Source organism: Nocardia concava NBRC 100430 (assembly GCF_000308815.1).
Lineage (GTDB): Bacteria > Actinomycetota > Actinomycetes > Mycobacteriales > Mycobacteriaceae > Nocardia > Nocardia concava.
This window is the reverse complement of record NZ_BAFX01000024.1, coordinates 30,290-47,745: the sequence shown is the minus strand read 5'-3', so window position 1 is coordinate 47,745 and position 17,456 is coordinate 30,290. Positions and strand designations below refer to the sequence as shown.

14 protein-coding genes are annotated in these 17,456 nt (G+C 69.5%); 5 read left to right on the top strand and 9 right to left on the bottom strand.

Features of this window, described 5'->3' with window-relative positions; all coding sequences use genetic code 11:
• Positions 1–52 precede the first annotated feature (52 nt).
• The gene (locus ON43_RS06410; protein WP_040804635.1) at positions 53–916 is read left to right on the top strand and encodes a dienelactone hydrolase family protein; all 864 of its coding nucleotides are present in this window, start codon (positions 53–55) and stop codon (positions 914–916) included.
• Positions 917–1,145: 229 nt separating this feature from the next.
• Here the strand turns inward: ON43_RS06410 and ON43_RS06405 are convergent, their stop codons facing one another.
• The 4 genes from ON43_RS06405 to ON43_RS06390 form a co-directional block, all read right to left on the bottom strand.
• Positions 1,146–3,122, bottom strand: a complete 1,977-nt coding sequence (locus ON43_RS06405; protein ID WP_040804634.1) for a hypothetical protein — start codon at positions 3,120–3,122, stop codon at positions 1,146–1,148.
• Positions 3,119–3,457: a hypothetical protein gene (locus ON43_RS06400; RefSeq protein ID WP_040804633.1), complete on the bottom strand. Its 339-nt coding sequence runs from the start codon at positions 3,455–3,457 to the stop codon at positions 3,119–3,121. Before ON43_RS06400 ends, ON43_RS06405 begins: the two co-directional genes overlap by 4 nt.
• A gap of 40 nt (positions 3,458–3,497) precedes the next feature.
• Positions 3,498–3,809 (bottom strand): DUF6802 family protein, encoded by a 312-nt coding sequence (locus ON43_RS06395; protein ID WP_040804631.1) that lies wholly within the window; start codon positions 3,807–3,809, stop codon positions 3,498–3,500.
• 102 nt (positions 3,810–3,911) lie between these two features.
• Complete coding sequence (locus ON43_RS06390) at positions 3,912–4,130, bottom strand: PspC domain-containing protein (protein ID WP_040804630.1); 219 nt, start codon at positions 4,128–4,130, stop codon at positions 3,912–3,914.
• A 116-nt stretch (positions 4,131–4,246) separates the two neighbouring features.
• On the opposite strand from ON43_RS06390, the gene ON43_RS06385 reads away from it, so the two are divergent.
• Positions 4,247–5,890 (top strand): ABC-F family ATP-binding cassette domain-containing protein, encoded by a 1,644-nt coding sequence (locus ON43_RS06385; RefSeq protein ID WP_040804629.1) that lies wholly within the window; start codon positions 4,247–4,249, stop codon positions 5,888–5,890.
• 4 nt (positions 5,891–5,894) lie between these two features.
• Complete coding sequence (locus tag ON43_RS06380; protein ID WP_051178012.1) at positions 5,895–7,028, top strand: aminotransferase class I/II-fold pyridoxal phosphate-dependent enzyme; 1,134 nt, start codon at positions 5,895–5,897, stop codon at positions 7,026–7,028.
• 113 nt (positions 7,029–7,141) lie between these two features.
• On the opposite strand, the gene glmM is transcribed toward ON43_RS06380, so the two are convergent.
• From glmM to rplM, 3 genes are all read right to left on the bottom strand, one after another.
• Positions 7,142–8,518, bottom strand: coding sequence for a phosphoglucosamine mutase (gene glmM / locus ON43_RS06375; protein ID WP_040804628.1), 1,377 nt, complete (start codon positions 8,516–8,518; stop codon positions 7,142–7,144).
• Positions 8,519–8,749: 231 nt separating this feature from the next.
• Positions 8,750–9,265, bottom strand: coding sequence for a 30S ribosomal protein S9 (gene rpsI, locus ON43_RS06370; RefSeq protein WP_051178010.1), 516 nt, complete (start codon positions 9,263–9,265; stop codon positions 8,750–8,752).
• The gene (gene rplM, locus ON43_RS06365; RefSeq protein WP_033086000.1) at positions 9,262–9,705 is read right to left on the bottom strand and encodes a 50S ribosomal protein L13; all 444 of its coding nucleotides are present in this window, start codon (positions 9,703–9,705) and stop codon (positions 9,262–9,264) included. The genes rpsI and rplM overlap by 4 nt, the downstream gene beginning before the upstream one ends.
• A 266-nt stretch (positions 9,706–9,971) precedes the next feature.
• Between rplM and ON43_RS42215 the strand changes: the two genes are divergently transcribed.
• The gene (locus ON43_RS42215; RefSeq protein WP_051178009.1) at positions 9,972–10,592 is read left to right on the top strand and encodes a hypothetical protein; all 621 of its coding nucleotides are present in this window, start codon (positions 9,972–9,974) and stop codon (positions 10,590–10,592) included.
• On the opposite strand, the gene ON43_RS46085 is transcribed toward ON43_RS42215, so the two are convergent.
• Entirely contained in the window at positions 10,509–12,989 is a 2,481-nt protein-coding gene (locus ON43_RS46085; protein WP_245568491.1) for a hypothetical protein, read from the bottom strand. The two genes, ON43_RS42215 and ON43_RS46085, sit on opposite strands and share 84 nt — an antisense overlap.
• A 79-nt stretch (positions 12,990–13,068) precedes the next feature.
• Positions 13,069–15,831, bottom strand: a complete 2,763-nt coding sequence (locus ON43_RS06350) for an FHA domain-containing protein (RefSeq protein ID WP_040804626.1) — start codon at positions 15,829–15,831, stop codon at positions 13,069–13,071.
• Between the two features lie 130 nt (positions 15,832–15,961).
• Between ON43_RS06350 and ON43_RS06345 the strand changes: the two genes are divergently transcribed.
• Positions 15,962–17,416, top strand: a complete 1,455-nt coding sequence (locus ON43_RS06345) for a neutral zinc metallopeptidase (protein ID WP_040804690.1) — start codon at positions 15,962–15,964, stop codon at positions 17,414–17,416.
• The last annotated feature ends 40 nt before the right edge of the window (positions 17,417–17,456 follow it).

Here is a 17,456-nt window from a genome sequence, read left to right as displayed (position 1 = left end):
TCCGACCGGGCGAAACGCCCCAAGTACATCTCGATCGGATAGGTTCTAGTCCGTGTCGGCGTCTGTGAAATCGCTCCTGAGCACTCTGACCCTGCGTGGCCCGCACGAGGTGCTGCGCGGGAATCTCGGCATCGCTGGATTGCCCGGGGTGGTGTTCACGCCCGGGAAGGGGCTCAACCTGCCCGCGGTGGCCTTCGGGCACGGGTGGCTGACCGGCGTCGGCAACTACCGGCGGCTGCTGGAGCACCTGGCCTCCTGGGGATATGTGGCCGCCGCGCCCGACACCGAACGCGGACCCATTCCCTCGCACCTGAACCTGGCCACGGATCTGCTGACCACCCTGGACATCTGCACCGGCGTGCGGCTGGGCGCGGGCAATATCAGCGTCGACCCGCGCAAGCTCGCCCTGGTCGGCCACGGCATGGGCGCGGGCGCGGCCGTCATCGCCGCCTCCCAGCGCGAAGTCGCCGCCGTCGCCGCCCTGTACCCGTCCCCCACCGCGCCCTCCGCCGCGGCCCTGGCCCCCAAGGTCGACGCTCCCGCCCTGATCCTGGCCAGCGCCACCGATATCGACGCGGTCAGCTCCGACGCCCTCCCGCTGGCCTCCGCCTGGGGCGAGGACGCCATCCTCCGCTCCCTCGACAAGGCCACCCACAACGGCATGGTCGAGGGCCGCCGCGCCCTCGCCGCCCTCGGCGCCGGCAAACACGAGCCCAAAACCGAACGCCTCACCCGAGCCCTCCTCATCGGCTACCTCAACTACACCGTCCTCGGCGACAAGAAATACAAGCCCTTCGCCGACCCCGAAGCCCTCATCCCCCACACCCAACTCGTCGACCCCGACGCCGTCGAGGAAGAACCCGACCAGCCCCAAAAACTCCCGGTCCTCCAACTCATCCAGGCGCTGCGCAAGTAACCGACCACCGGTCGTCACCCGAATCCCGCGGCGAGCAACCAGGATTCGGACCGACGCATCGGCGCGCCACCGGCGGCCTGCCGACCATGCCTCGAGCCGCGACGCAGCCGGTCGGCCCTGGCCGGAGTATTCAGACTCCCGCCCACGGGGCTGTCCGCGATCGATCGCGAGTGCATTGAGCAGGCGGTCCTCGGACCCGGCAGCGGTCGTGACCCGGCAAGGCCCGGTCTCACGGCCCGGTTGGTTGAGCGTGCGGTGAGATCTCCGGGATCTCGATGCCTCCATCCGGGATCTCCAGGGGTGCGTCCGGACTGCCCAGTGGCGGAGCGGTATTCGGCTGCGGCGTCGATGGCGGCACGGAGTCCGCAGGCGGTGGCGGCCGATCATCCGCGTCAGCGGGAGGCGAAACTGCCGGTGGCACAGGGTTGTCGAGGGGCGGCTGCGGTGCGCCGTATTCAGGCGGTGGCACCGCGCAGGTCGACGGTGGCTGCGCAGGGGTGATCGAACCGTCGGTCGGGCAGGGGTCGGGACAAACCTTCGAGTCCCAGCCGGGCGGCGCATCCGCCGTACCAGGGTCAGTGGCGGGTCCCGGAGCGGCCGGAGCGGGATGCGGCGCTTCCCTGCTGCCTTGCTCGGGGCAGGGATCTGGCATGGCGTCCGGGGTACAGCCCGGCTGGTCCGCGCCGGGCGGCGGGTCGCTCGGCGCACCGCCACTCGCACCCGCCGGATCCGCCGGGGCGGGTGGAGTTCGGCCCGACTCATCGCCACCGGCGGGGGCCTCATCGCCGGCTGCGGGAGCGGTGGGGTTGGGCGGGTCGGCGGCGAGGGTGGGGTTGCCGTTTTGGTCGAAGGTCAGTTTGTAGGTGTGGGTTTGGCCGGATTCGTCGGTTATGGCGGCGGTCAGTTCGCCGGTTGGGGTGCGTTCGAGGACGAAATGCTTTCCAGCGAGGTCGAATTCGAGGTGACCGGTCGGAAGGCTCAGGCCCGATTGACGGTCCGGGGCGGGTTTGGGTTCGGTTGCCGACTCCGGATCGTCTGCCGCCTCCGGGGCGTCGGAGGTGGGCGGGGTTTGGTCGGCGAGGGAGCCGAGTTTTTCAACAGCGGCGGAGATGCCCTGTTGGAGGCCGGTTTCGAATTGGGTGAGGGCGTCTTTCAGGGTGGTGGCGAACTGGTCGGTTCGGGGTTGAACCGGGTCCGTCGTACCGGCAGGTTCTGTTGAAACGGCAGGTTCTGCCGAAACGACTCCATCGGCCTTGGGGTTTGGGGTTATGGCGGCGGGCTGGGCGCGATCCGTTGACGGTCCCGGAATCGGATCGGGCGTGGCAGCCTGAGCTACCGGTGGCGTCGAGTACGCAGGTCCGGCTCCGGAGGACTGTGCGGGGCCAGGACTCTCCGAAGCCGTCGGCCACGTCGCCGTGTACGGCTGCTGAGCGCTGCGCCGCTCAGCGGTCCCTACCGGAAGCGGTTGCGGGGCGGGGAGATTCGGGGCGGGGGCCGGGTCGGCCCGGGGCAACAGGGTTGGGGCGGGTTGGGGGTAGGGGTGGTCTATGACCTGGGCGAATGCGGTGAGGATGGTGCGGTAGTGGGATTCGAAGGTGTGGGCGGTGGTGTCGCAGGCGGCGGCGAAGGTGGTGAGTTTGCGGTCCACGTCGGGGCGGAAGGTGGTGGACAGCCAGGGGTCGGTGCCGTCGGTGACGAGAGCGTCGATGTCGTCGGGGGATTTGCCGTCGATGGCTACGCGGCCTGTCCCGTCGGCGGTGGGTTCGAGGAGCGCGAGAGCGACTTCGGCCTTGGTCAGGACCGCCTGGTGGAGGGGGCCGAGGGCGGCGGAGATGGCGGTGGCGGCCGTGCGGGCCGTGTCGAGGTCTTCTCGAGCCTGGCGGAGTTGGGAATTCATGAGGGTGAGGGCCTCGGTGCCGGTGGCGCCGGTCCAGGCCGCGGGGAGAGCCTGGGCCAGAGACTGGTGGGAGGACCAGCGGGATTCGGCTTCGGTGAGGGCCTTGTCGAGTTCTGCTCGGGCCGTGTCGAATTCGGCGAGGTTCGCGCCGCGTTGTTCGTCGTAGCGGGCGTAGACGTCGGTGAGGGAGAACCGGGGTGCGCCGAAGGCCTTGGTGTACAGGGGCAGGAAGTGTTCCCAGTACTCGAGGCCGGGAGCGCCGTAGTCGAGGATCTGGTCGACGCTCTTGCCGGTGGGGTCGAAGCTCATCGGCCCGCCTCCGTCAGGGCAGTGGCACCGGTGAGAGCGGCGGCGCGGGCGCGGTCGAGGCGGGCGTATTCGGCGGCGGCGCGGTCGAATACGTCGGCGGTGGCGGTGGCGGCGGCCGCCCAGCAGCGCAGGCAGGCGGCGACGCGTTCGAAGCCCTGGTGGATGGCGGCGCCCTGGGCCGCGTAGTCGCGTCCGGCCTGGTCGTTGCCGATACCGAAGGCGTGGTCGCCGACCGTGCGCGAATGCCCGTGCAGGGCAGCCGCATTGTCGCGCAAGGTGGTGGCCGCGGCGTGCAGCGTCGAAACGCGCACGCCGAAATCGCCGGATTCACCCATCGATCCCCCTCGAGTGCCGTGAAAACCCCCGCCGCCCCGGCTATTTGCCGCCGAGGTGTCCTCGATCCGACCGCACCCATTCGGTGGTGCCGTCGGGATGGTGGTGGAACTCCCACGCGGTGTAGTCCCCGCCGCCGTCCACCACGGTCACATGATCGGCCAACCCGTCGTGATCCAGATCCGTCCACACCTGCATGGCGTGGTCGGTCGTGGTGGTCACGGTGTCGAGTAGCCCGTCGCCGTCGAGATCCTGCGTGGGGTGCGGTAACTCCACCGTCCCCATCTCACCCAGTTCCGAATGCGCGTCGAAACCAGGCAGATCCAGCCCGGGCAGATCACCCGATGTGACCATGTGCGCTCCTCCGCAGTGACGTGGCACTCATCCTGTCACCCGCGGAAACCCCTCGCAGCACCTTCGATACCGAATGTGGATAACTCGCGGCCTGGGGATAACTCACTTCTTGGGGATGATGATCCACAGCGCGATGTAGAGCAGGAACTGCGGTCCGGGCAGCAGGCAGGACGCCACGAAGAGGATACGGACCAGGTTGGCGTTCCAGCCGAGATATTCGGCCAGGCCGCCGCACACGCCGCCGATCCACGAATCCGTGCTGGAGCGGGTGAGGCGCTTGTGGGTCTGGGGCGGGGTCGAGGTGGGGAACTGTGTTGTCATGACTCCACTGTGCCGAGTTCGATCACCTGGCACATCGGTCCTCCGCCCCATTCCGACCCTGACTTTCGGCAGGGCCGGAATCAGGGTGGCACCCTGAGCACGGCAGAATCGCCCTGGTGAGCACCACTCTGCATGCGCGCGGCCTGGCCGCCGGACACGGTGAGCGGATCCTGTTCTCCGATCTGGACCTGATCCTCGCCCCCGGCGACGTGATCGGGCTGGTCGGCGTGAACGGGGCCGGCAAGTCCACCCTGCTGCGCATGCTCGCCGACGGCGACGCCCCCGAGGGCGAGATCGTGCTGAGCCCGCCCGACGCCACCGTCGGCTACCTGGCCCAGGAGCCCGAGCGGGTGGCGGGCGAGACGGTGATCGAATTCCTGCGTCGCCGAACCGGTGTGGCCGCCGCCCAGCACACCATGGACGCCGCCGCCGAGCGTCTGGCCGACGGCGGCGAGGACGAGTACTCCCCCGCCCTGGAGCGCTGGCTCGCCCTCGGCGGCGCGGATCTGGAGCAACGCGCCGAGGAGGTGGCCGCCGATCTGGGCCTGGCCGAGAGCCTCCCGCACGGCCTGGACACCCTCATGACCGTGCTCTCCGGCGGTCAGGCCGCCCGCGCCGGTCTGGCCTCGGTCCTGTTGTCCCGCTTCGACATTCTGCTGCTCGACGAGCCCACCAACGACCTGGACCTGGACGGCCTGGCCCGCCTCGAGCAGTTCGTGACCGGCGTCCGCGAGCCGCTCATGGTGATCAGCCACGACCGGGAGTTCCTGGCGCGCACCGTGAATCGCATTGTCGAACTGGATCTGGCCCAGCAGCAGGTCGGCGTCTACGACGGCGGCTACGAGTCCTATCTGGAGGAGCGCGCCATCGCGCGCCGCCACGCCCGCGAGGCCTACGACGAATTCGCCGACACCAAGGCCGGTCTGGAAGCGCGCGCGAACATGCAGCGCAACTGGATGGAACACGGTGTCCGCAATGCCCGCCGCAAGTCGAAGGCGGATTCGGACAAGATGGGCCGCAAGGCCCGCGCCGAATCCACTGAGAAGCAGGCGTCGAAGGTCAAGCAGACGCTCAAGCGCATCGAACGCCTGGACGCGGTCGAGGAACCGCGCAAGGAGTGGGAGCTGCGCATGTCCATCGCCGCCGCGCCCCGCAGCGGCTCGGTGGTGGCGACCCTGTCCGGTGCGACGGTCACCCGCGGCGATTTCACCCTCGGACCGGTGACGGTGCAGGTGGATTGGGGCGACCGCATCGTGCTGACGGGCGCGAACGGCGCGGGCAAGTCCACCCTGCTGTCGCTGCTGCTGGGAAAGACGAAGCCCGACAGCGGATCCGCGGCCCTCGGCTCGGGTGTCGCCATCGGCGAGGTCGATCAGGCTCGCGGCCTGTTCCGCGGCAGCGCCTCCCTCGCCGACACCTTCAGCGCCGAGGTCCCCGACTGGAACGAATCCGACGTCCGCACCCTGCTGGCGAAGTTCGGCCTGCGCGGCCCGCATGTCATGCGCCCCAACGACACCTTGTCCCCCGGCGAGCGCACCCGCGCGGCTCTGGCCCTGCTGCAGGCACGCGGCGTCAACCTGCTGGTCCTCGACGAACCCACCAACCACCTGGATCTACCCGCGATCGAGCAATTGGAGGAGGCGGTCGAATCCTTCGAGGGCACAGTGCTTCTGGTGACACACGACCGCCGCATGCTCGACAATGTGCGGGCCACCCGCCGCTGGCACATCACCGACGGCCAGCTCACGGAGACCCTCTAGCCCCATGCTCGTCCAGCGCCTGCGCCCCTACAGCTCTTCGGTTTTCGGTGAGATCTCCCAGCTGGCGGTGACGCACGGCGCGATCGACCTCGGCCAGGGTTTCCCGGACTACGAGGGCCCGCGCGCCATGCTGGACCGCGCCCGCGAGGCCATCGCCACCGGCGTGAACCACTACACCTCGCCGCAGGGCCAACCGGAACTGCGCAATGCGATCGTGGCCGAGCGCGCCCGGCATCTGGGCGAACAGTACGACGCGGCAACGGAAGTCGTGGTCACGGCCGGTGCCACCGAGGCGCTGACGGCCGCGCTGCTCGGGCTGGTGGAACCGGGCGGCGAGGTGATCCTCATCGAGCCGTACTACGACTCCTATCCGGCCGCGGTCGCCCTGGCGGGCGCGGTCCCGCGCACGGTCGCCATGATCCCCGACGGCGACGGCTTCACCCTCGACCTCGACGAGCTGCGCGCCGCGATCAGCCCGCGCACCCGCCTGCTGTTGCTGAACTCCCCGCACAACCCGACCGGATCACTGCTGACCGACGAGGCCCTGCGCACCATTGCCGAATTGGCTTGTGAGCAAGACTTTCTCGTGATTTCCGACGAGGTCTACGAGCACCTCGTCTTCGACGGCGTCCCGCACGTCTCGATAGCCTCGCTGCCGGGCATGCGCGAGCGCACGATCGTGGTGTCCGGCCCCGCCAAGACCTTCAATGTCACCGGCTGGCGTCTCGGCTGGGCCCTGGGCCCCGCGCCGTTGATCCACGCGGTGCGCGCCGCGAAGCTGTATCTGACCTTCGTGCCCCCATCCCCGTTCCAGCCCGCCATCGCCTACGCGCTGGAGCACGAACAGGAGTGGGCCGCGGCCAATCGCACAGCGCTCCAACGCAAATCCCACCTGCTGTCGAACGCCTTGCGCGACCTGGGTTTCGACGTGAAGCGCAGCGCGGGCGGCTATTTCGTGTGCGCGGATGTCGGCACCGACGGCACCGCCTTCTGCAAGGATCTACCGGCCCGTCTGGGCGTGGCGGCGATCCCCGTCGCCGCCCTCTCCCATCGCACCGACTGGAACACCCTGGTGCGCTTCGCCTATTGCAAGCGGGATTCGACACTCGAGGACGCCATCGCCCGCCTCAACGCCTAGGCGATAGCCCGCCCCGTCATTCCGGCGCGCTTTTGGCCGGAATCCACCCTGACTGCTGTGGATCCCGGCCAAAAGCATGCCGGGATGACGAGTGGGGCCTGCCGGTTACGCGATCAGACCGCGGCGACCAGTTTCGCGAGGTTGTCGGCAAGCAGCTCGGCCTGGGCGGGGTCGGTGGCCTCCACCATGACGCGGACCAGCTGCTCGGTTCCGCTGGGACGCAACAGGATCCGCCCGGTGTCGCCCAGCAGTCGCTCGGCGTCCGCGACGGCCTCCAGCACCGACGGGGCAGCCGCGACGGCCGCCTTGTCCGAGACCGGGACATTGATCAGAATCTGCGGCACGGTCCGCACGATGCCCGCCAATTCCGCCAGGCTGCTGCCGGTTTCGGCCATCCGCGCCATCAGCTTCAGCCCGGTCAGCACGCCGTCGCCGGTGGTGCCGAACTTCGGGAAGACCACGTGCCCGGACTGCTCGCCGCCCAGCGTGTACCCGCCGTTGCGCAGATCCTCGAGCACGTAGCGATCGCCGACGGCGGTGGTGCGCACCGCGATTCCGGCCTCGCGCATGGCGATGTGCAGGCCCAGATTGCTCATGACGGTGGCCACGAGGGTGTTCTGCGCGAGCTCGCCGGAGTCGCGCATGCCCACGGCCAGCACGGCCATGATGGCGTCACCGTCGACGACCGCGCCGGTGGCGTCCACGGCCAGGCAGCGGTCGGCGTCGCCGTCGTGGGCGAGGCCCAGGTCCGCGCCGTGCTCGCGCACGGCATCCCGCACCTTGTCCAGATGTGTAGAGCCGCAACCGTCGTTGATGTTCAGCCCGTCGGGTTCGGCATTGATGGCGATAACGGTCGCGCCCGCCTCACGGTAGGCGGCGGGCCCGACCTCCGAGGCCGCGCCGTGCGCGCAGTCGACGACCACGGTGAGCCCGCGCAGATCGCGTCCGGTGGCCTGCACCAGGTGCTCGACATACCGCTCGTGGGTGCCCTCCAGGCTGTACTGATCGTGCGCGTCGAAGACGTGCCCGCCCAGCCCTGGCCGTCCCAGCACCCGCCCGATGGCGGCGCCGGTGGGCCGCGCGAAGCCGCCCACGGCGACCAGCGCCTCGATCCGGTCCTCGACGGCGTCGTCCAGCTTGTGCCCGCCCGCGGCGAAGATCTTGATGCCGTTGTCCGGCATGGGGTTGTGCGAGGCGGAGATCATGACGCCCAGGCAGGCGTCGTACACGCCGGTCAGATACGCGACGGCGGGGGTCGGCAGCACACCGACCGACAGCACGTCCACGCCCGCGGAGGTCAGGCCCGCGGTGACCGCGGCCTCGAGCATCTCGCCGCTGGCGCGCGGATCGCGTCCCACCACGGCCAGCGCGCGCTTCTTCCCCCGGCTCAGAACCTGAGCCGCCGCGGCCGAAACCTGCAGCGCCAGTTCGGGGCTCAGCGACTCATTGGCGAGCCCACGGACACCATCGGTGCCGAACAAACGTCCCATTACCTCAACACCCCTGCCGGATTGCGGTCGATACAGCACGAGAGCAGGCATCCGGCCCTCTCCCGGGCTCTCGTACTCCGCCGCGTGCCGCGGCGGAGTACGTCCAGGAAGATGGGTGCAATGGTTGCGTAAACCGTTGCGGGGAGCCTGCTCTCGTACAGGTTGCCGTATTGACGGTACCGTGCCCGGCCTCCGAGGAGACCGGGCACGGTAGAGCCGTACGGCGCAATATCAGCGCTTCGAGTACTGAGGCGCCTTGCGGGCCTTCTTGAGGCCGTACTTCTTACGCTCGGTGGCACGCGGGTCACGGGTCAGGAAGCCGGCACGCTTGAGGGCGGGACGGTCATCCGGCGTGACCTCGATCAGCGCACGCGCGATGGCGAGACGCAGCGCGCCGGCCTGACCGGACGGGCCGCCGCCGACCAGGCGAGCGTGGATGTCGAAGGTCTCGGTGCGCTCGACGGTGACGAGCGGCGACTTCACCAGCTGCTGGTGCACCTTGTTCGGGAAGTAATCCTCGATGGTGCGGCCGTTCAGCACGAAGTTGCCGGAACCCGGCACCAGGCGCACGCGGACCACGGCCTCCTTGCGGCGGCCGACGGTCTGCACCGGACGGTCGATGACGACCGGCGCGACGAAGGTCTCGGTGTACTCGGCCTCGGCCTCGTAACCGTCACCCTCCTCGACGACCTCCACAGCGGTGTCTTCCACGACGTAGTCGTCGTTGAATTCTTCGGGAGCGGTCACTGGGCCACCTGCTTGATCTCGAAGGGGATGGGCTGCTGGGCGGCGTGCGGGTGGTTCGGGCCCGCGTAGACCTTCAGCTTGCGAATGATCTGGTTGCCCAGCTTGTTCTTCGGGATCATGCCCTTGACGGCACGCTCGACCAGACGGTCGGGGCGGGTGTCCAGGATCTGGCCCACGGTACGGCCCTTCAGACCACCCGGGTGGCCCGAGTGGGTGTAGAGCACCTTGTCATCGCGCTTGTTGCCCGAGACGGCGACCTTGTCGGCGTTGATGATGATGACGAAATCGCCACCATCGACGTTCGGCGCGTAGGTCGGCTTGGTCTTGCCGCGCAGCAGGTTCGCAGCCTGCACGGAAAGACGGCCGAGCACTACGTCAGTGGCGTCGATGACGTACCACTTGCGGGTCACGTCACCGCCCTTGGGGCTGTACGTAGGCACAGTGCATCCCTGTCTGTCGTAGGTTTTGCCAGCACAAGCGTGTGGTCGAGCGATTCCCGGCGGCCGGTGGAGACCCGGGGCTCGTGCGCCACCCGTTTCCGGACGGACCACACGCCAACGAAGCACGATACCAGCGCAGGTGGGCACACCTCGAATCCGGCCCCCACGGGCGATCGGCCGCCCGGATCACGAGTGAGTCACATCACCCGGTAAACGGAATTGGTTCCTCCGCTACGGGCATTGTATTAGAAGCGAAGGAGGCCGCCATGGCGATGACCATTCCCTCATATCACCCGCGAGCGAAGGCCATGCGCCGAATTCTGCTGGCGGCGGTGACCGGCAGCCTGGTCTTCCTCGTCCCTTGGATCGGGTATCTGTCGGTGAGCCTGCCGTCCGAGCGTCAGGTCGATCAGTGGGACATCGCCTGGGTGGGCTTCGACTTCGCGCTGGCCGCGGCGATCGGCATGACCGCGTGGACCGCGTGGCGGCGACGGCAGGTCTTCATCCCGTGGGCGATGATCACCGGCACCCTGCTCATCTGCGACGCCTGGTTCGACATCGTGCTCGACTGGAACACCCCCGACCTGTGGTTCGCGGTGCTCTCGGCGCTGATCGGCGAATTGCCCTTGGCCGCATTGCTGTTCTACGCGGCCCGGCGACTGCTGCGGCTCACCATCGAGCGCGCCTGGGCGCTGACCGGGCACACCGGGCCTGCGCCCCGGGTCTCCCGGGTCGAGTTGCTGGTCACGGCGAACTGGCTGCGCCGCGATCTCGACTCGACCGGGGCCGAGGCGCTGAGCGGGTCAGATATGCAGGGCCGGACCGGGATCGGCGCCGCGCGCGGGACCGGGAACCGTGTAGCGGAGCGTGTCGATGCCGAAGCGTAGGCAGTCCAGGCTGTGCGGATTGTCGACGGTGGCGATGCCCGCGTGCGGGATGCCCGACACCAGCGGGGTCACCGCACAGGATTGATCGATCGGCTGCACACTGCTCGGCCCGACCTGAATCACGGTGTCCGGCACCGCCGTCGCGGTGGCGCGCTCCTGACCGTCGGCGTGCATGCCCATGATCGACAGCGTGGCCGCCCCGACGATGATGGGCGCACCGAACGGCTTCTTCATCTTGCCCCAGAGCTTGCCCTTGCGCTGTTTGCGCTCGGAGTCGGACCCGGATTCCGAATCCGACTGCCCTGCGGCATCTTCCGGCGATTGCGGATGCTGCTGACGCGCCCCCTGGGACATCGACCCACCGTACATCGCGCCGGGCTGACCAGGAGCGTTTCCGCCGGATCCAGCAAAACTCCCGCGACCGGAACCGGACGTATCACCCTCGGGCCCATAGCCGCCAGGCGTGCCCTGACCGCCGTAACCGCCCTGGCCGTAGCCGCCCTGCTGCCCATAACCGGGCGCCGAGCCGTATCCACCACCCTGGCCGTACTGCCCACCGGGGCCCGGAACATTAGCCGGAGGGTAGCCCTGTCCGGTCTGATACCCGGGAGCGCCCGTGCCCGGCCCGGATTGACCGTACGAACCACCCGGCCCGTATGCGCCGCCCTGACCGTAGCCTTGCTGGCCACCGCCCTGCGGTTGACCACCGGCCTGGCCGTAGCCGGGCTGGCCCGGTTGACCGTAGCCGCCACCGGGCTGGCCGCCCTGCTGGCCGTAGCCGGAACCGTACTGTCCCGCGGCGCCCGAACCCTGTTGCGCGCCTGCGGAACCCGGCCCGGCGGGCACGCCAGGCTGGCCGGGGCCCTGCGGCTGACCGGCGCCTTGCGACCCCTGCGGACCGCCGCCGACCTGGTCGCGACCCACGATCGCCGTCATCTGATCATCGGCGGGCGACCCCGGCGGCCGCATGAAACGGCCCCCGACACCTTCCAGCCCGGCCGGCAGCGGCCCGCGAGCCGCCGCCTGCTGACCACTGTCCGCCGCGTCGGCACCGCTCTCCCGCGCGACGCCTTGACTCGAAACGCCTTGCCCCGCTTCACCACCGGCCTGCTGCCCGGCGGCCGGAGCCTCATGCCGCCCGTGCGCGAAGATGCCCGCTTGCGCGGTACCGGAGATTCCGGCCTGTTTGGCCAGCCGCGCGACGTCCTCGGCCGTCATGTGCTGAGTGACTCCGCCCGGGCCGGTGTTCGCGCCCGACACGGCGCCCGCGCTGGCACCCGCGCCGCCCTGAGATGCGATCTCCTGTGCGGAGATTCGCCGCGTCAGCCCTTCGGCGGCCGCCGGATCGACCACCGGCTGCGCACCCGTGCCGGATCCGCCGGTCTGCGCGGAAACCGGTCGCGGCGTGGCGCTTTCGGCGGCGGCCGGTGAATCCATGTGCCGCGGGCCCTGTTCGACGGGCCGCGCCTCCACAGGCCGCTGCGCAGCCTCCGCGGGCCGCTGCGCACTCGGCCCCGATGTCCGGGCCGCCGGGGCCGGGGCGGGCCGGTCGTAGGCCGGATCGCCCTCGCTGTCGGCGACCAGCAGATGCGTCGCCCCCAGCACCAGCGCGTGCATGGGATGGTCGGCGACCTGGAAACGGTGGCCGAGATGGTTCTGGAAGGCCAGCCGCAGCGCGTCGTTGAAGCAGACATTGCCGGTGAGCAGCACCGTCGAGGTGTCGGCATTGATGGCGCGGGCGGCGGCCATCACCTCGATCACCACATTGTCGGCGGCGCGGGCCTCGTGCAGCGCGTCGGCGGTGATGGCGACGCTCACCGATTCGGTGGGCTCCTCGTCATCGCCGTGGACGGCCACCACCAGGCATTCGCGGCCGTCGGAGTAGACGCCGACCGCGCCCACCGCCGCGCCGCGGCCGGGCGCGCGCACCAGGCCGAGGGCGCGCACATAGCCCGAGAGCGCGACCGATTCGGGCAGCGGTTCGGCGGCGACGCCGAGCTGCTCGACCAGGCGCACGAATTCGTCGACCTTGGGATCGGGCCATTCGTCGGGATACGGCAGCGCCAGCACATCGGGCTGGGTGCCCAGGTGCTCGACGATCGCGGCGATGGGATTGTGCATGCGCGCCCGGAACACCAGTTCCGCCGGCCAGGTCGCCCCGGCCACCACGATCTGCGGGTGCCCGATGATGTCGCGCACATCGGAGATGGCGATGCCGACGTCGGGACGCCGATCCACCCCGGCGGTGTGCAGCCGCCCGGACGAATCCGCCAGCAGATACGCGGGCGGTGTGTATGTGCCTTCGACCTGGACCGGGCGGATGGGCGAACCGCCGCCTCCGGCGGCCGCCGACACCACGTCCCAGCCGAGATGCACTGCGCCAACTCGAGCCGTCACAGTCATCAGTCTGCCTGCTCGCTCCGCCGCGCGCGCGACCGATTCCACACTTCGCACCCCCGCCTGCGTGAATCCCCGATCACGCCGCCGACTTCTTCAGGCGCAGACGCGACCAGGTGAACAGCGCGAGCAGCACCGCGATCACGGCCAGCACGGACACGTCCAGGGCCCAGGCGCCGACCGTGTGCTTCCAGAAGTGATCGTTCTGGGCCGCCGAGGAGGCCGACAGCTCGGGCAGATTCACCGTGGAGGCGCCCGCGGAGTAGCCCCAGCGGGACGGGAACAGCCAGGAAACCTGGTCCAGCACAACGCGACCCGTCACCGGGATCATGCCGCCCGCCATCACCAGCTGCGCCATGATGATCACCACCAGCAGCGGCATCACCTGCTCGTTGGACTTGGCCAGCGAGGACAGCGCCAGGCCCAGCACCACGCAGGACACCGCGGTCAGCGCGACATCGAGGTAGAGCTCCACGGTGCCGAGCGGGATCACCGAGCCCTTGCTCGGCGGCTTCTTCACCGCCAGCACGATGCCGATCATCACCGCCGACTGCAGCAACGCGGCCAGGCTGAAGATGACCACCTTCGACATCAGGTATGCGCCCGAACGCAATCCGACCGCGCGTTCGCGGTAGTAGATGGCCCGCTCGCCGACCAGGTCACGCACGGTGAGCGTGGCGCCCATGAAGCACGCGCCCAGGATGAGCACCACCAGCAGCTGCTGGGCCTCGCCGTTGTTGGCGCGCACGAAGCTCCCGTCGGGAGCCTGCACGAAGCCGACGGATTCGAATCCGCTCTTGCCCTGCACGACCAGTGACAAGCCGCCGAGCACGAACGGCAGGATGCCCAGGAATGCCAGGTATCCGCGGTCGGCGAAGATGAGCCGCAGCTGCCGTCGCGACAGCGTCGAGAACTGTTTGATCGGACTGGATTTCGGCGCCTTCGCCCGCTCCACCGGTTTCACCGGCGCGGGCGGTTCCGCGAAGGCTTGGCGGGAGCGGAAATTCGCGAACGCGCGATCCGGATCCGCGGCGACCCGGCCGAAGATCTCGGCCCAGTCGGTGGTTCCCATGGTGCTCCCGACGCTGCCCGGATGCCCGCAGAACGCGGTCTTGCCGCCGGGCGCGAGCAGCAGCACCTGATCGCACATGTCCAGGCAGGCCACCGAGTGGGTGACCACGATGACGGTGCGCCCGGCGTCGGCCAGTTCCCGCAGCATGGTCATGACCTGGCGGTCCAGCGCCGGGTCCAGACCGGAGGTGGGCTCGTCGAGGATCAGCAGCGAGGGGCCGGTGAGCAGCTCCATGGCCACCGAGGCGCGCTTGCGCTGACCGCCGGAGAGCCGGTCCACGCGGGTGTCGGCGTGCTGGGTGAGCGAAAGTTCCTTCAGCACATCGGCGATCACCTGCTGGCGGTCGGCCTTGCTGGTGTCCGGGGGCAGCCGCAGCTGGGCGGCGAAGTTGAGCGCCTGCTTGACGGTGAGCTGGCGGTGCAGCACATCGTCCTGCGGCACCATGCCGATGCGGGAGCGCAGCGCCTCGTATTCGGCGTGCAGGTTGCGGCCCTCGAAGGTGACCACGCCCGCGGACGGAAGCGTGGTTCCCGCAATGAGTTTCGACAGCGTCGACTTGCCCGCGCCGGACGGCCCGATGAGCGCGGTCAGCGAACCCCGCCCGGCCTGCATGTTCACGTCGATGAGCAGCTGCTTGTTGCCCTCGACGGTGAATCCGACGCCGTGCACGTGCAGGCCCTGTTCGGCGACCGGCCGCTGGCGGTGCACCAGCGTGCCTTCCTGCACGACGAAGTCGACGTTACCGATGGTGACGATGTCGCGTTCGCGCAGCAGCGCCCGCTGTTCGCGACGGCCGTTGACGAAGGTGCCGTTGGCCGAGTTGAGGTCCTCGATGGCCAGGCCCTCGCGGTCCGGCACCAGGCGTGCGTGCCGGCGCGAGGCCATCGGATCGTTGACCACGATCTCGTTGTCGCTGGTACGACCGATGTGCAGGCCGTTGCGCGGAATCCGGTCGGCGCGCGCGATGGCCGCGGTGGAGGCGCGGGCCCGGATCGGCGGCAGCGCGGAGGTGTCCGCCTTGGTGGTCATGTTGATCGGGTCCATGGGCGGCGTATTCACCGGCGGGCGCGCCACATTCGGGGTCGGCGGGGTGCCGACGGGCGGAGACTGCCGCTGCTGCACGGGATTCGGCTGCCGCTGTCCGAGGTTCGTCTGCGGGGCCACCTGCTGATGCTGCGGCCCGGAGGCCGGTCTGTTCACCGGCGGCCGCTGCGCCACGTTCGGATTGGCCTGCGCGGCGTGTGGATTGCTCTGTGCGGCGTTCGGCTGCGGCCAGCCCGGCTGCGGAGTGGGCCGGGCCGCCTGCTGATTCACCGGCGGCCGCTGCTGCCCGAACTGCGGCTGCGGCTGCCCGTACTGCGGCTGCCCCTGCGCGGGCCCGACCTGCGGCTGCGGTCGCGACGGCGGCCGATTCTGCGGCGGCGTCAGCCCCTGCCGCTGCGGCTGGCCGCCCTGCCCGACCTGCGGCAGCAGGTGCAGCAGCGGCCCGCTGATGGCATCGCCGAGCCGCACCTGGGTGGGCCGGTTGATGACCAGCGGCGTGCTCAGCCGACGCGCGTCCACGAAAACGCCGTTGGTGCTGCCGTTGTCGGTGAGCATCCACGACCCGGCCTCGTAGGTCAGGGTCGCGTGCACCCGGGAGACCAGCGGGCTGTCGACGAACAGCGTCACCTCCGGCGCCCGGCCCATGGTGATCTGCTGTGTCGCGTCGAAGACCCGATCGGTTCCATCATGACGCACGGTGATCTGCTGCGCCCCCGGTGAAGACATGGCTGGATAATAAGCGAAGCTCCCGGGGTCCGGCGTTGCGCTTTGCGTACGCCCGCCCGATACCGGGACAAGGAACCGGTCGGCCTGCGAGGGAGTGGACGTGGCGAGACGCCAGGGGGAGGCGGTGCGCATGCGCCGGTCCGGAGGGATTCGCCGCCTGCTGGTGGTGGCCGGGGCACTGGTCGTCGCGGTCTCACTCTTGTCCGGATGTACACGAACTGTTCACGGTCACGCGGTTTCCATCTACGACGACCCGTTCAAGGTGGCCGGACTGCCCACCACGAGCGGTCCCAACGGTCCCCGCGCGGGCGTCCCGGATGCGTCATTGGTGGCGCAGAATTCCGATAACGGTGCGATCGACCACCTGGTGCTGAACGCCATCGACGATATCCAGACCTATTGGCAGACCGAGTTCCCCAAGGAGTTCGGCGGCGCGTTCGCACCGGTCGACAAGTTCATCTCCTGGAGCGCCAAGACGCCGCGCTCGCAGGCCGGGCAGTTCTGCGGGGAGTCCAGCTACCGGCTCGTGAATGCCGCCTATTGCCGACTGGACGGTTCGATCGGCTGGGATCGGGGCGTGCTGCTGCCCGCCGTGGCCGAGGAGTTCGGGAAGATGTCGGTGGTGATGGTGCTGGCCCACGAGTACGGGCACGCCATCCAGGAGATGGCCAAGACGGTGGGCCGCAAGACCCCGACCATCGTCAAAGAGCAACAGGCCGACTGCTTTTCCGGAGCGTTCATCCGCAGCGTGGCCGAGGGCAAGGCCAAGCACTTCACCCTCAACACCTCCGACGGCCTCAACCAGGTGCTGGCCGCGACGGTCGCCTTCCGCGACGCCGATCCCGATGATCCGCAGAACGTGCACGGTTCCGCGTTCGAGCGGGTGACCGCGGTGCAGATCGGCTTCACCGACGGGGCCAAGGGCTGCAAGGCCATCGACCAGAACGAGATCGACCGTCGCCGCGGCAATCTGCCGCAGACCCTCAACAATGACGCGCAGCGCGGCCAGTCCGACGTCACCCAGGCCACCCTGCAGGAGATGGCCAAGGCCATGGCCTCGATCATGCCGATCAAGAACGAGCCCAAATACAGCTACGACTCCGCGAAGCTGAACTGCCGCAACGGCGCCGACACCGCCCCGGTCACCTATTGCCCGGCCACCAATCTGATCGGCACCGACGTCCCGGCCCTGCACGATCGCGGCGTCTCCAATGCCGACGACCAGGACGCCCTGCCCGCCAACGTGACCGGCGACTTCACCGCCTACATCGTGTTCATCTCCCGATACACGCTGGCGGTGCAGAACGCGGCCGGGCAGGCGCTGAAGGGCGCGAAGACCGGATTACGCGCGGCGTGCCTGTCCGGGGTGATCTCCGCGAAGCTGGCCGACCCGAACCGCAGCAAGCAGGGCGACGTCAGCCTCTCGGCGGGCGATCTCGACGAGGCGGTCTCGGGCCTGCTCTCCGACGGGCTCGCCGCCAGCGACACCGACGGCAAGACGGTACCCAGCGGATTCTCCCGCGTGGATGCCTTCCGCGCAGGTGTGCTCGGCACCGCGGACACCTGCTATTCGCGCTACGCGTAACCCCGTCATCCCGGCGTGCTTTTGGCCGGGATCCACCCCA

Excerpts from the sequence above, each read along its gene's own strand:
- ON43_RS06380 (WP_051178012.1), top strand. The coding sequence starts at position 5,895 with ATGCTCGTCCAGCGCCTGCGCCCCTACAGCTCTTCGGTTTTCGGTGAG.
- ON43_RS06395 (WP_040804631.1), bottom strand. The coding sequence starts at position 3,809 with ATGGTCACATCGGGTGATCTGCCCGGGCTGGATCTGCCTGGTTTCGAC.
- ON43_RS06390 (WP_040804630.1), bottom strand. The coding sequence starts at position 4,130 with ATGACAACACAGTTCCCCACCTCGACCCCGCCCCAGACCCACAAGCGC.
- glmM (WP_040804628.1), bottom strand. The coding sequence starts at position 8,518 with ATGGGACGTTTGTTCGGCACCGATGGTGTCCGTGGGCTCGCCAATGAG.
- ON43_RS06350 (WP_040804626.1), bottom strand. The coding sequence starts at position 15,831 with ATGTCTTCACCGGGGGCGCAGCAGATCACCGTGCGTCATGATGGAACC.
- ON43_RS06345 (WP_040804690.1), top strand. The coding sequence starts at position 15,962 with ATGCGCCGGTCCGGAGGGATTCGCCGCCTGCTGGTGGTGGCCGGGGCA.
- ON43_RS06400 (WP_040804633.1), bottom strand. The coding sequence starts at position 3,457 with ATGGGTGAATCCGGCGATTTCGGCGTGCGCGTTTCGACGCTGCACGCC.
- ON43_RS06405 (WP_040804634.1), bottom strand. The coding sequence starts at position 3,122 with ATGAGCTTCGACCCCACCGGCAAGAGCGTCGACCAGATCCTCGACTAC.
- ON43_RS42215 (WP_051178009.1), top strand. The coding sequence starts at position 9,972 with ATGGCGATGACCATTCCCTCATATCACCCGCGAGCGAAGGCCATGCGC.